This is a genomic window from Nonomuraea diastatica, assembly GCF_004349015.1.
Taxonomy (GTDB): domain Bacteria; phylum Actinomycetota; class Actinomycetes; order Streptosporangiales; family Streptosporangiaceae; genus Nonomuraea; species Nonomuraea diastatica.
In genome coordinates, this window is the sequence record NZ_SMKP01000145.1 from 14,958 (window position 1) to 27,642 (window position 12,685).

14 protein-coding genes and 1 tRNA gene are annotated in these 12,685 nt (G+C 68.5%); 6 read left to right on the top strand and 9 right to left on the bottom strand.

The annotated features are described in order from the left end of the window. Positions 1-60: 60 nt before the first annotated feature. Positions 61-849 carry an SDR family NAD(P)-dependent oxidoreductase gene (locus tag E1294_RS37295; RefSeq protein ID WP_132515684.1) on the top strand — a complete coding sequence of 263 codons (789 nt, stop codon included), beginning with the start codon at positions 61-63 and terminating at the stop codon, positions 847-849. Between the two features lie 131 nt (positions 850-980). Here E1294_RS37295 and E1294_RS37300 read toward each other — a convergent pair whose 3' ends face one another. Next, positions 981-2,342 carry a carotenoid oxygenase family protein gene (locus E1294_RS37300; protein ID WP_132515685.1) on the bottom strand — a complete coding sequence of 454 codons (1,362 nt, stop codon included), beginning with the start codon at positions 2,340-2,342 and terminating at the stop codon, positions 981-983. A 192-nt stretch (positions 2,343-2,534) separates the two neighbouring features. Here E1294_RS37300 and E1294_RS37305 point away from each other — a divergent pair, with 192 nt between their 5' ends. Then, on the top strand, positions 2,535-3,476 hold the full coding sequence (locus tag E1294_RS37305; RefSeq protein ID WP_132515686.1) for a GntR family transcriptional regulator: 942 nt from the start codon (positions 2,535-2,537) through the stop codon (positions 3,474-3,476). A gap of 375 nt (positions 3,477-3,851) precedes the next feature. Here the strand turns inward: E1294_RS37305 and E1294_RS37310 are convergent. Together E1294_RS37310 and E1294_RS37315 are read right to left on the bottom strand one after the other, a co-directional pair. Continuing rightward, positions 3,852-3,940, bottom strand: a tRNA-Ser gene (locus E1294_RS37310). 258 nt (positions 3,941-4,198) lie between these two features. Continuing rightward, positions 4,199-4,759: a YceI family protein gene (locus E1294_RS37315; RefSeq protein WP_132515687.1), complete on the bottom strand. Its 561-nt coding sequence runs from the start codon at positions 4,757-4,759 to the stop codon at positions 4,199-4,201. Positions 4,760-4,861: 102 nt separating this feature from the next. Between E1294_RS37315 and E1294_RS37320 the strand changes: the two genes are divergently transcribed. Beyond that, positions 4,862-5,356, top strand: a complete 495-nt coding sequence (locus E1294_RS37320; protein WP_246083568.1) for a MarR family winged helix-turn-helix transcriptional regulator — start codon at positions 4,862-4,864, stop codon at positions 5,354-5,356. 20 nt (positions 5,357-5,376) lie between these two features. On the opposite strand, the gene E1294_RS37325 is transcribed toward E1294_RS37320, so the two are convergent. Then, positions 5,377-5,871, bottom strand: a complete 495-nt coding sequence (locus tag E1294_RS37325; protein ID WP_132515688.1) for a SigE family RNA polymerase sigma factor — start codon at positions 5,869-5,871, stop codon at positions 5,377-5,379. Between the two features lie 216 nt (positions 5,872-6,087). Here E1294_RS37325 and E1294_RS37330 point away from each other — a divergent pair, with 216 nt between their 5' ends. Then, a complete protein-coding gene (locus E1294_RS37330; RefSeq protein WP_132515689.1) occupies positions 6,088-7,026 on the top strand; it encodes a hypothetical protein in 939 nt (312 codons plus the stop codon). A gap of 5 nt (positions 7,027-7,031) precedes the next feature. Next, the gene (locus E1294_RS37335) at positions 7,032-7,823 is read left to right on the top strand and encodes a MauE/DoxX family redox-associated membrane protein (RefSeq protein ID WP_246083569.1); all 792 of its coding nucleotides are present in this window, start codon (positions 7,032-7,034) and stop codon (positions 7,821-7,823) included. A 103-nt stretch (positions 7,824-7,926) separates the two neighbouring features. Here E1294_RS37335 and E1294_RS37340 read toward each other — a convergent pair whose 3' ends face one another. Then, a complete protein-coding gene (locus tag E1294_RS37340; RefSeq protein ID WP_132515691.1) occupies positions 7,927-9,108 on the bottom strand; it encodes an ATP-binding protein in 1,182 nt (393 codons plus the stop codon). 274 nt (positions 9,109-9,382) lie between these two features. Here E1294_RS37340 and E1294_RS37345 point away from each other — a divergent pair, with 274 nt between their 5' ends. Continuing rightward, the gene (locus E1294_RS37345; RefSeq protein ID WP_132515692.1) at positions 9,383-9,841 is read left to right on the top strand and encodes a MaoC family dehydratase; all 459 of its coding nucleotides are present in this window, start codon (positions 9,383-9,385) and stop codon (positions 9,839-9,841) included. Positions 9,842-9,857: 16 nt separating this feature from the next. Here the strand turns inward: E1294_RS37345 and E1294_RS37350 are convergent, their stop codons facing one another. The 4 genes from E1294_RS37350 to E1294_RS53315 form a co-directional block, all read right to left on the bottom strand. Beyond that, positions 9,858-10,094, bottom strand: coding sequence for a hypothetical protein (locus E1294_RS37350; RefSeq protein ID WP_132341617.1), 237 nt, complete (start codon positions 10,092-10,094; stop codon positions 9,858-9,860). After that, entirely contained in the window at positions 10,091-11,635 is a 1,545-nt protein-coding gene (locus E1294_RS37355; protein WP_132515693.1) for a radical SAM protein, read from the bottom strand. The genes E1294_RS37350 and E1294_RS37355 overlap by 4 nt, the downstream gene beginning before the upstream one ends. Further along, the gene (locus E1294_RS37360; RefSeq protein ID WP_132515694.1) at positions 11,632-12,363 is read right to left on the bottom strand and encodes a prolipoprotein diacylglyceryl transferase; all 732 of its coding nucleotides are present in this window, start codon (positions 12,361-12,363) and stop codon (positions 11,632-11,634) included. The genes E1294_RS37355 and E1294_RS37360 overlap by 4 nt, the downstream gene beginning before the upstream one ends. A 3-nt stretch (positions 12,364-12,366) precedes the next feature. Beyond that, positions 12,367-12,685: hypothetical protein (locus E1294_RS53315; RefSeq protein WP_165977675.1), on the bottom strand; the 319-nt coding region annotated here is incomplete at its 5' end.

Sequence of the window (12,685 nt, forward strand, 5' to 3'; positions counted from 1 at the left end):
GGCACTCCCCCGTTGAGCACGCACTGTATACACGGGAGACCGGACGGCACGCTGAGTCCCATGACGCAGATGACTTCCCGATTCAACGACAAGATCGCGCTCATCACCGGCGGCACGAGCGGGATGGGCTTGGCCACCGCACGACGCCTGCTCGCCGAAGGCGCACAAGTGATCATCACCGGACGCGACCAGATCCGCCTGGATGCAGCCGCCGGCGACCTGGACGGCGGGGACCGCGTGCTCGCGATACGCGGCGACGTGGCGGACCTCTCCCACCTGGACGCGCTGACGGACGCGGTCCGGGACCGGTACGGGCGCCTTGACGTGGTGTTCGCCAACGCCGGAATAGCTTCGTTCCAGGACACCGGCGACGTCACCGAGACCGAGTTCGACCGCATCGTGGACGTCAACTTCAAGGGAGTGTTCTTCACCGCCAACAAGACGCTTCCGCTCCTGTCCGACGGTGCGGCAATCTTGATCAACGCCTCCTGGACGCTCTACCGCGGCCTGCCCGGTGCCTCCCTCTACGCGGCGACCAAGGCAGCGGTGCACAACCTGGCGCACACCCTCGCGGCCGAACTCGCTCCCAGGAGAATACGGGTCAATTCCATCAGCCCCGGCTACATCGAAACCCCGATGTTCCATGCCAACATCTCCGCCGAGGCCGGAGCCGCCGTGGTGGCCGCGGTGGCCGCCGGTCGTCTCGGTACTTCCGAGGACGTCGCCGACGCGGTCGCCTTCCTCGCCTCGGGCGAAGCGTCCTACGTCAACGGGCAGGACCTCGTCATCGACGGCGGCCTGGTCGCCACCGCGGGAGGCCCGACGGGGTGGGCGCCGGCGGGAACGTAACGTGTGGGACCTGACGCGGACAAGTGGATCGCCGGCTGCCCGGTCCTCTTAGGCTTCGAGGGCGAGCAGGTCGAGATCTACCACTGGAAGTTCGACGAGCTCTCCCATGCTGCGCCTGCCGCGTACGGCTCTCAGGTGTCCGGGATCCAGTTGCCGTGGAAGCCGAGGGGCACGCGTACGGGCAGGTGGACGCGGGCCACGGGCGGACCGGTGAAGTCCTGTGCGGACAGGATCACCAGGTCCGAGGCACCGCGCTCGGGGTCGGCGACGTAGGCCATCAGGTAGCCGGCGTCCTCCGCGCCCTCGTTCTGGTCACCGCTCGGGTCCGCGGCGAAGGCGGCCTCGCCGACGGCGGCGTCCCTTGCGAACCCGTGGACCTGCGTCGTGCCTCGCACCAGGTCGTGCTTGACCAGCGCGTTGGCGAACGCGTCGTCGGGGTGCGGACCTTCGGGGGTGAACTGCATGCCGTACACCGGGGTCACGGCGGAGTAGCCGTAGCGGTGCGGGCGGGAGGCGTAGGCGTCGTTCACGCGCGGGAAGTCCTGCACGCGGTCGTCTACGCACCGCTGCTCCAGCCGCCCGGCACGCAGGTCGATGCTCCAGCGGTCGAGCCTGGGCTTGACGCCGCCGGGATCAGCGACGTCAACGGGCCCCTCGGCGACGATCAGGTCCACGGTGATCGTCGAGCCGTCGTCGTAGGCGTTGAGGATGTGACTGACGTAGAAGGGCTCGACGGGGAACCAGCGGACCTGCCCTCCCGTCCGGGGCAGGACGCCCACGTGGGCCTGGTGCGCGGGGTCCCAGCGGAAGCGCATCGCGTCCATGCTGAAGGTCAGCGGGATGTCGAAGACGACCACGAAGTTCTCCGACAGCGCGAAGTCGTGGAGGAACGGAAGATCCCCGGGCAGCGGGATGTCAGCGACCCGGGTGACCGTACCCGCCGGATCGGTGACGATGTGCTGGGCGAACGGACGGCCCAGCACGTACGCCACCGAGTGCAGGTCGCCGGTGCGTGGATCGATCTTCGAGTGTGCGTTGGCGCTGGAACCCTCGGGCGTCCCGCCCACGGGGCACTCGCCGATCGTGTCGAGTTCGTAGCCGAGTTCGTGCGGCAGCCCGCCGGCCTCCGACAGGGCCAGGGTGCGCCCGGCGTGACGGAGCACGTGGATGTTCGGGGAGGGCGGCAGGAACGCGGGCGGCTGCAGCCCGCGTTCCATCCTGTCCAGTGCGTCGGAAACCTCCGTCGAGCGGACCCAGCGGTTGCGGTACCACTCGGCCCGGCCGTCGCGGATCCGGACGCCGTGCACCATGCCCGCGCCGAAGGCCCAGAAGTGCGTGACGGGATCTTCCACGCCGAGCGGGTTCGGCCCCAGCCGAAGGTAGCGGCCGTTCAGGTCGGCGGGCAGGCGCCCGGTCACGGGCAGGTCGTAGGCGGTGACCTCCTCCTTCACAGGGGCGAAGGGCCCGTGAAGGTAACGGTCGTAGTGGTTCATACTCACCTCGGATAGATCCGCTGTACGGTGTACGAAGCGAGACGGTACACCGGGCGAACACACGGCACATGCGACAGGAAGCGATGTGCTAGGCCAGCTAATCAGGCCACTCACCAGGGGCGGGACGACGCCGGCCGGGCCGCTGTGGCCGGCCCGCGACTGCCCTAGTACAGGAATGGGACACTCTTGGCCATGCGGCGAACCGGGAGCGGCTCCGCGGCTCCGTACCTGCGGATCGTGCGGGAGATCGAGCGGCGCATCGACACGGGCGCGTTGCGGCCGGGCGACCGCGTCCCCTCCATCAGGCAGGCCGCCGCACAATGGGGAGTGGCCACCGCGACCGCCGCCAAGGCGCTGGACACGCTGCGTCGGCAAGGTCGGGTGGTGGCCATCCCCCGCGTCGGCACCATGGTGGCCGAACCCGGACCACCCCGGTCCGGGACGGGCCGGGCGCGCCGGAAGCGACATCCGGTGACACCCGGCCCGAACGACGAGCGCGCGCGGGTCGTACACGCGGCGATCGCCCTCGCGGACGCGCAGGGTTTCGAGGCGGTGTCCATGCGCGCCATCGCGGCGACGCTCGGCATGCCCACCATGTCGCTGTACGGCCTGCTGCGCGGCAAAGAGGAAATGGCCACGCTCATGGCCGACACCGTGTTCGGCGAACTGGAGCTACCCCCGGAGCCTCCCCCGGGCTGGCGGGCTCATCTGGAACTCGCAGCGCGTCTGCAATGGAGCCTCTATCTGCGCCACCCCTGGTTGCCCCGGCTCATGTCGCTCACCCACCCGCAACCGCTGCCCAACCTTCTCAAGTTCGGCAACTGGGGCATGAGCGCCATACTCGGGCTCGGCCTCGACCCCGAGACCGCCCGGACCGTGTGGTGGGCGGTGGCCAACCACGTCAGAGGCACAGCCACGAATCTAGAGGCGCAACACGACGCGGAACTGCACACGGGGCTGACGCCCGACCAGTGGTACACCGCCCACCTGCCGTCCCTCCACGCCGCACTCTCGACACGCACGGCGCCCCTCGACGACCGGCTGGAATTCGACCTGACCGCGTTCTTCGAGGCCGGGCTGCGGCTCCTGCTGGACGGGGCCGCGGTCCAGATCGGGCGGCAGCACCGACCGTAGCGGGTGGCAGTCTCAGGTCAGTGCCGGAGCGCGTCGGGGAATGCCGCCTCCCGCGCTTCTGGCCCGACTGCGAGCCCACAAGAGGCTCCAGATGGAAGAGAGGCCGAAGACTGGGGATAAGTGACCGATCACGATGTGTTCACTACGGTTCGGGAGCCCAAAAGAACGCACTGAGGGTGAAAACAGTGGAAATCCATCCTCAAGCAGGCCGACGTACGAGACGCCCGCTCCCACCCACGTATCCACACCCCTCATGCACCACGCAGGCGAACGCCTGGCCTCCGCACTCTGGGAAATCCGTAGCCGTTGCAACTATGACGCTTCAGAAGATCGAAAGGCCCTCCACCCACAAACGGGTAGAGGGCCTTTCCGCTGCGGAGGATCGGGGATTTGAACCCCGGATGGTGTTGCCACCAAACCGCATTAGCAGTGCGGCGCCATAGACCTGACTAGGCGAATCCTCCCGGAAGCCATCGCGGCTCAGCACAGCGTACCGGCCTTCCGGCGAGGCGGCAAAGCGATTCACCGCCCGGCTTCGCCAAGAGTTATCAACAGCCTGTGGGTAACTGTCTGTGGATGAAGCCCGCCCACAGCGTGGGCGGGCTTCGGGGCTGTGGATAACCGTAAGCGAGGTGGGCCGCCGGCGACTGAGGGCGGACAGCCAAGGGCCGAAGCGCCGAGGCGAGGGCCGAAGACCCGAGCGCCGAAGAGCCGCGGCGGGGTTAGGCGGGGTTGGCTTCGCCTTCGATCTCGATCTTGACCTTCTTGCCCACGAGCACGCCGCCCGTCTCCAGGGTCTGGTTCCAGGTCAGGCCGAACTCCTCGCGGTCGATCTCCGTGGTGATCGTGTAGCCCCACACGGCCTGCCCCCACGGGTTCGTGCCGGCGCCGCCGTACTCGACCGTGAGCTCAACTTCCTTGGTGACGTCGCGGATGGTCAGGTCGCCGACGACGGTGAACTCGTCACCCTTGTGCCCGATCACGCGGGTGCTCCTGAAGGTGATCTCCGGGTATTTGTCGGCGGCCAGGAAGTCGTCGCCGCGCAGGTGGCCGTCGCGGTCGGCGACGCCCGTGGTGATGCTGTCGGCCTTGATGGTGAGCTCGGCGGACGACTCCAGCGGGTTGTCGGCGATCGTGACCGAGCCGCTGAAGGAGTCGAACGAGCCGCGGACCTTGCTGACCATCATGTGCTTCACCACGAACCCGACGCGGGTGTGAGCCGCGTCCAAGGTGTAGGCGCCGGCGGCCGGGATGGTCAGGGACTCCCAGGTACGAGTGGTCATCGAGGTTCTCCTCAGAAGGGGTTCCGGGTGCAATGTCTGCGACAACAAATATGTACACGAGGAAAATTCCACTCGTCAACTAACATCGGCTAGGCTGTGAGCGTGCTGAACTTCGACGACCCCCGGCTGACGGCCATCGGACTCCTGAGCGAGGCGTACGCCGGTCTGATGGCCCGGTTCCAGCCCGTGCTGACCGCGGCGGGGTTGTCAGAGATCGACTTCGAGACCATCATCCGGCTGGCCCGCTCGCCCCGGCAGCGGCTGCGGATGAGCGATCTCGCCGCCCAGACCGGGCTGTCCACCAGCGGCGTGACCAGGGTCGTCGACCGGCTCGAACGCGAAGGGCTGGTGCGCCGCGAGGCGTGCCCCACCGACCGCAGGGCCTCCTACGCGGTGCTGGCCGACGCCGGGCGCGAGCGGCTGGAGACCGTGCTGCCACAACATCTGCAGGACATCGACGACTGCCTCACCGGGCTGCTGAGCACGTCCGAGCTGGAGGCGTTCCTGGGCAGCCTGCGCAAGATCAGAGACGTCGTACGCCCCTGCGCCACCGCCGGCGCGGTCGAGACGGACGCGGAGGCGCGGACCTCATCCTGACGGACGCGGACGCGGCGGCCTCATCGTGACGGCAGTAGCGCGCTTCTCAGTTTGGCCATCGCCCGCGACACCGTGCTCTTGACCGTGCCGACGCTGATCCCCAGCGTCCTGGCGATCTCCGGCTCGGTCATGTCCTCGTAGTAACGCAGCACGATCGCCGCCCGCATCCGCTCGGGCAGTTCCTCCAGCGCCTGTTCGAGCTGCTCGTGCGCCTCGCCGCCGCCCACCGCCTCGGACGTGGTCGTCTCGGGCAGGTCGGCCGACGGATATTCCTCCAGCTTGCGCCGCCGCCACTGCGAGATGTTGATGTTCACCATGGCCCGCCGCACGTAACCGTCGAGTGCGCCTCTGTCCTCGATGCGATCCCAGGCCAGGTACGTCTTGGTCAGCGCGTTCTGCAGCAGGTCCTCGGCGTCCAGCGGATGTCCGGTGAGCTGGTGGGCCGCACGCAGCAGTGCGGGCCCGCGGGCCTGTACGTACTCGCGGAACTCATCTTCCCAGCCGGTCGTCTGCATCGTGGCCAGAATCGCAGCCCGATGCCCTATTGGGCCTGAACCGGAATTCAGGTTTCGGCCCACCCACGACAAAGGTCCGTCAAGGTCGGTGGCGGTTTGTACGCCGCCGGATGTCTAGTCACTTCCCCGGGGTTGCGTATTTTGCTCTTGTCTGCCCCGGTACGGTGTAAGCCACCCCAAGTCGTGTGAATCTAGTACCCGACGAGGGAGGGGCTCATGGGGTATCCGAGCGTTGAGCACCGCCGGGTGCTCGCCGCCGCCGTCCTGGGCCGCGTATCGGATCCCGCTCCGGACGACGCGGACCCTTTACGCGCCGTCGCCGGCGAGATCCTGGACGTCAGCCCGCATCTGATCATCATCGAGACCCCCGACGGCACCGAGGAACGCCTCGTGATCGCGCCGTGGGCCACCGCGTGGCACGGCAGGGGCACCGCTCCCGCCGACCTTCCCGTGGGTGCCATGGTCATGATGCGCGCCTTACGCGACGGGCGGGTGGTCGAGCGGATCTGGGCCGACGCCACGCGCATCACGGGAACGATCCTGTCGATCCAGGGACGCAGGGACCTGACGGTCGAGCTCGACTGCGGGCCGCACCGCGGCCACCGGACGATCATCATCCCCTACCGGGCCTCAGGTCGCCTGCAGGTGCGGCATCCCAAGTTCGAGCCCGGTTACCTCTTCGACGCCATCGGGATCAGGCAGGACGGCGGGAGCATGGCGCTGCTCCCCGCGACCTCGCAACCGCCTTACCTGGCGCGGGCCGTGCCCGCGCCGCCGCACGTGCACGCGGGGATGACGGCTGGCATCTCGGGCACCGCCACCTGGTCCGACACGTTCGACGAGGAGAAGCGGGGCGCGGCCTACCCGATGCTGGAGCGGGCCGACACCGGCTGCGCCCAGGCGGGGGTGTCGTGCGCCGGGCTGCCGTATCTGTCGGTCGGGTCGCTGCTCCGGGTCACGAACGTGTGCTCCAAGCGCGCCTCCGACGTGCCGGTGGTGGCGTGCGGGTGTCTGGCCGGGCGGTTCTGCGACCGGTGCGTCGAGTGCGACACCTCGCCGCGCGGGAGGATCGTGGAGTTGTCGCCGTTCTCCTACGTGGAGCTCGGCGGCGACCTGGTCAACGGGTGCTTCAACGCTCACATCGGATTGGGGTGACGCACGTGTGGGAATCACAACTTCCGCTGCTGGTCGTGCTGCTCGTTCTGGGCACCATGGCCAAGGTGATCACGGTGCGCTCGGGGGGTGAGCCAGGTGCGCTGTCCAGGCTGGGGCCGGCGGTCCTGGTGCCGGGGCGGCTGCGGGTTCCGGCGCTGCTGGTGTGCGCGGCCTGCGAGCTGGTGCTGGCCATGGGCCTGCTGGTGACCGGCCATCCGATCTTCAGGTGGGCGACGGTCGCCTTTTTCGCGATGTCCACGTACGTGCTGCTGGAGCTGCGCAGGCGGCGGCCGGACGCGGGGTGCGGCTGCTTCGGCGAGGTGAGCTCGGCGCCGGTCGGGATTCGTTCGATCGGCCGGACCGTGGTGTTGACCGGGATGGCGGGGATGTCGGTGCTGGCGCCGGTGCCCGGGTGGGTGGCCGTGGTGCACCCGTCGTGGCTCACGGCCGCGGGGCTGGCCCTGCTGCTCGCGTTGTCGCCGGAGATCGACGGGCTGATCGAACGCGCCCGCTTCCGCGCCCCGTGCGAGCAGCGGCGCGGCCCGTCGGAGTCGGCGACGCTGGCCCGGCTCAGGTCGAGTGGCGCCTGGCGCGCCCAGCGGGACGGACTCACGTCGCCGGAGCCGTACGACAGCTGGCGCGAGCTGTGCTGGCGTTTCTTCGCCTTCCAGAACCATGACAACGACGACGTCGTCTTCGCCGTCTATCTCAGCGGCCGGCGCCCGGCAGTGCGGATGGCTGTGGTCGGCTCGGAGGGCAGCGAGTCTCTGACGGAATATACGCCAGTATCGGCCTGACGCTAGAGAGCGTTATATTCCGCTCGACCGGCAGGCTGATATAGCTCTATTGGGCTGTCTAGCTTCCCCACTAGACAGCCCAATAGAGGTCTAGGGGCGTCACTCAGACGGGCTGAGCGCGCAGGAACTTCCCGAAGTGCGGCACCGTGAACGCGATCAGGCCGCGCTCGGCGCTGTAGATGAGCCCTTTTTTGATGAGGCTGTCGCGGGCGGGCGAGAGACTGGACGGCTTGCGCCCGAGGGCGTCGGCCACCTCGGCGGTCGCGACCGGCTCGTCGCCGATCTGCGCCATGGCGTGCATGTAGTCGCGCTCGGCCGGGGTGGCCCGCTCGTAGCGGCTGCCGAAGAACCCGACGGCGAGCTCCTCCTCGGCCTCCGGAGCGGAGACCTTGACGTCTTCGATGGTGATCGGGGTGCGCGGCGCGAGATCCCACGCGACCTTGCCGTAGGCCTGGACGAAGTAGGGATAACCGTCGGCGGCCTCATAGAGGGCGTCGAGCGCCTCCTGAGTGAACTCCACCTCTTCCTCGCGCGCCGGCAGGATCAGCGCCATGTCGGCGGCGTCGCGGTCGAGCTTGTCGATGCGCGCGTAGCGGAAGAGCCGCTCGGAATAGCTCTTGCTGGCCGACAACACGCTCGGCAGGTGCGGCAGCCCGGCGCCCACCACGATCAGCGGCCCGCCCGACTGCGACAGCTCGTGGCAGGCGGCGCAGAGCGCGGAGACGTCGGCGGGCTGCACGTCCTGCATCTCGTCGATGAACAGCGCGATGCCCACCGCCAGGTCGGTGGCCACGCCGGCGGCGTCGACGAACAGCTCGGTGATGTCGATCTCCAGGTCGCCGGAGTCGGCGCGCCCGCGGCTGGCGGGCACCTCGATGCCGGGCGACCAGTGAGAGGTGCCCTTGGCCGCGGCCGGATCGCGCATGGCGAACGCCTTGAGCACCCCGAGGAACTCCTCGATGCGCTCGGGCGCGCGGTGACGCGGGGCCAGCTCGCGGATCGCCATGTGCAGGGCGGCCGCGACCGGCCGCCTGATCGACTGGTCGGGCCGGGCCTCGATCTTGCCCGTGCCCCACAACCGCTGCATGGCCATGGACCTGAACGTGTTGAGCAGGACGGTCTTGCCGACCCCACGCAGGCCGGTGACGACCATGCTGCGCTCGGGCCGCCCACGGGCCACTCGCTCCAGCACGACCTCGAACTGCTGCAGCTCTCGATCGCGCCCGGCGAGCTCCGGCGGACGCTGCCCGGCGCCGGGGGCATAGGGATTGCGCACAGGGTCCACGCTCTCGGACTCTATTGCCGGATATAGCGGCCGTCTTAGATTTGGGAAGAAAGTGCTACGGCGTGTCCGGACAGGGGGCAGTGCGAGCACCGTCATCGGACACACCCCCTCTCACCAGGCCGAACCCTTGTTCGATTGCGGTACCTAAGACTGTAGCGCGGACTCGAACACCTATGCGATGGTTTCGAGTAAAGATCTTCGCAACAGCTCGACGTGTCCTGCTGAAGGCGGCGAACTTGGCAGCCGTGCCACCCGCGCAATAGCGTTCGGGACCATGCGGACCTTCGCGAATGTTCAGGAGCTCAAGGCAGCCGTCGGCGAGACCTTCGGCCCGACCGAGTGGCAGACGGTGACCCAGGACCAGGTCAACCTCTTCGCCGACGCCACCCACGACCACCAGTGGATCCACGTGGACGTGGAGCGCGCCAAGGAGGGCCCGTTCGGCGGCACGATCGCCCACGGCTATCTGAGCCTGTCCCTGCTGCCGTCGTTCATGTTCGAGATGGTCAAGGTCGAGGGCATCGCCATGGGGGTCAACTACGGCCTCAACAAGGTCCGTTTCCCCCGGCCGGTGCTCGTCGGCGCGCGCATCAGGGCGACCGGCGAGCTCACCGACGTCAAGGGCACGCCGGCCGGCTACCTGTCCAACCTGAAGATGACGATCGAGATCGAGGGCGAGAAGCGGCCGGCCTGCGTCGCCGAGACCCTCAGCCTGTACGTGCCCGCCGAATAGTCCCGCGGCGACCGGGTCAGAGGATGATAGCCGCGAGTGCCGCCAGGCCGATGAGGGCGAGATAGGCCAGCACGAGCCGGGTGTCCCTGAGCAGGCACTTGCTCCGGGTCAGCCCGGCTCGCCGCGCCCTCCAGTAGCCGGCGAACCCCAGCACCGCGAACCCGAGCACCGCCCACGGCCCGAGCAGCCAGGCCAGCAGCGCCACGGTCGCGTACACGCACAACCGCAGCGGATCGTACGGCTCCTTGTTCACAACACCACCTCGAACGGGGCACGGGGCCGCGCGGCCACCGCGGACAACCGCTGCCGCGACAACTGCGGCCAGGCCTGCACGGCGCAGAACGGCGCGCACTGGTCCTGCTCGGCGCGCGTACCCACGTGCACGCAGCACTGCGTGAGCCGCTCCTCGATCATGGTCGAGATGTCCATGAACGGTTTGACGGTGATGCGCACGATCCGCTCCCCCATCATCCTGCGCAGCTTTCTGCGCCGGCCCGGCAGGGCCGACGACGCCAGGGTGAGGAGGGTGGAGACGCCGAGGTCGCAGTTCTCGCAGATGTTGCGCCACAGGTCGCCGATCTGCGGGTGCGAGAGCGACGACTGCTCCGACAGCAGTCCGAGCAGGGACTCCTGTACGGCCAGCCGCAGCTCGCGCGGGATCTCGGTGTCGGCGATGCGGTTGGAGACCAGGCCGAGGCTCTCCCTGAGCCGGTCGTGACCGATCAGCGCCGTCAGCGAGCGCCACTCGCGGGCGTCGTCGCGGATGAGGTAACCGACCGAGCAGCAGTGCGGGTGCGAACAGGGCAGCGCGGTCAGGTCGCGCCAGGTGACCAGGCCGCCGGTCTGCGGGCCCAGGCGGCTGAGCACGCCGGTGTGGGTGAGGCGGTCCCCCGGGTCGATGGTGCCCGACCTGCCGGAGCCGAACTGGGGCTGGAGTGACACGCCTCCGACATACGGGGTGTCGAGGGCGAGGCGTACGACGTCGCCCATCTCGCCGTCGTTGACGCCGAGCGCGGCGGTCATCACGAGGGTGGTGAAGATCTCGCGTTCGGACAGGCGCCGCACGGCTTGCGCCTTGATACGGGTCAGATCGCCGCCCCTGTGGTGTTTCGATGCATCGGCTGAGCCGTCGTACTGGAGGTAGATTTCGACGCGCTCCCTGTGCTCGGTGAGCAGGTCGAGCAGGGCGTCGTCCCTGGCGATGAGGACGCCGTTGGTGTTGATCAGGATGCGGGTGACCGGGCGGTCCACCAGCTCGGCCAGGAGGGCGCCGAGCTCGGGGTGGAGGGTCGGCTCGCCGCCGCTCAGCATGAGGACGTCGAGCTTGCCGTTCTCGCGCCCGAGGCGCTGGTCGACGTTCGCGAGGATGTCGGGGACGGGGACGATGCCGGTCAGGTCAGGCGAACTGTCGGCGAAGCAGGTGGGACAGCGCAAATTGCAGGCTTCCGCGATGTCCTCGAGGAGAATGCAGGTGTGCTGGGTCTGCATCTCGGGGAGGCCGTGGAGGTACGCCTCGGGAACCTGACCAAAGTTTCCCGACATATCCGGCATATGCTGCTTGGTGGGAGCGGTCCATTCTTCGAGGTACGACAAGATTTCTGCGTCTTCGTCGTACAGAGTACGGATAAATCCGTGTTCGCGGCATCCGCGTTCCAACCAGACCTTGCCGTCACGCTCGGCCAGATAGCCGCTCAGCCGCTCCACCCTATCGAGGTCGCGGCCGTGACAACTCGGGCAGAACGCGTTGACGTACCTGAGAATGCGGTCGCCTCGCAGCCCCATCCCTGTGCTCATGAAAGGATCTTCCGTTCGAAGAGGGAATCGTAGTAGCCGCGCCGCCAGCCGTACCCGAGCCTGAGGGACAGCAGCAGCACGCCCGGGATCAGGAACCACTGCGGCCTGGTCAGATCCAGCCAGACCGTCTCGTTGGCCCTGGTGAACTCGACGAGGAAACGGAAGACGGCGTACGCGGCGACGTAGAGGGTGAACAACTCCCCCGGCCGGGTCAGCCGCCTGCGGGCCCAGAGCAGCAGGGCGAACGCGGCGAGCTGGAAGACGATCTCGTAGACGAACGACGGGTGCATCGCGTGGCCGGTGAGACAGCCGGGGCACTCAGGGGTGGTCGGCGGGGCGTGCACGCCCCACGGCAGATCGGTCGGCCGGCCCGGAGCCTCCGTCAGATGACAGCCGATCCGGCCGACCGCCATCCCCAGCGCCACCGCCGGGGCGAACAGGTCACCGGTGCGCTCCTTGTAGCCGACGAGCCTCTTGGCCACCAGGACGCCCACGTAGGCTCCCGTCAGGCCGCCGAGAATGCTGCGTGAGCCGTACAACCAGAGGTTCTCGAGATTGAGCGTCTCCAGCCAGCCCGCCAGGCGCATCCCGATGGCGCCGCCCACCAGAGCCCCGGCGACAGCGATCAACGACTGCTCGTTGAGCGCCCCACGCCTTCTCGCCTCCCACACGAAGACCACGGAGGCCACCAGGACGCCCAGGCCGACGAAGATCTCGTGATAGGGCATGCTTCAGCCGTACACGCTGGGGTTGAGCCCGGTGCAGATGCCGGCGGTCAGGATCGACCAGAGCGCCCACCCGATCATCAGCCCGAGGCCGGTGCCTCTCGCCCAGACCTTGCCGCGCACCAGGCACAACCCGATGCCCGCGCCCAGGCCGACCAGGGCGAGCACGGCCGCGCCGACGATCACGTACGGCGTGGAACTGCCGTCGGCTTCCATGGCGGCGACGAAGATGAAGAACCCGAGGACCGCGTTGATGACGCTGTAGACGGTCAGGCCGACGAACATGAACGCGACCAGCACACCGGCGGAGGCGCCTCCCGACGGG

Excerpts from the sequence above, each read along its gene's own strand:
- E1294_RS37295 (WP_132515684.1), top strand. The coding sequence starts at position 61 with ATGACGCAGATGACTTCCCGATTCAACGACAAGATCGCGCTCATCACC.
- E1294_RS37300 (WP_132515685.1), bottom strand. The coding sequence starts at position 2,342 with ATGAACCACTACGACCGTTACCTTCACGGGCCCTTCGCCCCTGTGAAG.
- E1294_RS37305 (WP_132515686.1), top strand. The coding sequence starts at position 2,535 with ATGCGGCGAACCGGGAGCGGCTCCGCGGCTCCGTACCTGCGGATCGTG.
- E1294_RS37315 (WP_132515687.1), bottom strand. The coding sequence starts at position 4,759 with ATGACCACTCGTACCTGGGAGTCCCTGACCATCCCGGCCGCCGGCGCC.
- E1294_RS37325 (WP_132515688.1), bottom strand. The coding sequence starts at position 5,871 with ATGCAGACGACCGGCTGGGAAGATGAGTTCCGCGAGTACGTACAGGCC.
- E1294_RS37330 (WP_132515689.1), top strand. The coding sequence starts at position 6,088 with ATGGGGTATCCGAGCGTTGAGCACCGCCGGGTGCTCGCCGCCGCCGTC.
- E1294_RS37345 (WP_132515692.1), top strand. The coding sequence starts at position 9,383 with ATGCGGACCTTCGCGAATGTTCAGGAGCTCAAGGCAGCCGTCGGCGAG.
- E1294_RS37355 (WP_132515693.1), bottom strand. The coding sequence starts at position 11,635 with ATGAGCACAGGGATGGGGCTGCGAGGCGACCGCATTCTCAGGTACGTC.
- E1294_RS37360 (WP_132515694.1), bottom strand. The coding sequence starts at position 12,363 with ATGCCCTATCACGAGATCTTCGTCGGCCTGGGCGTCCTGGTGGCCTCC.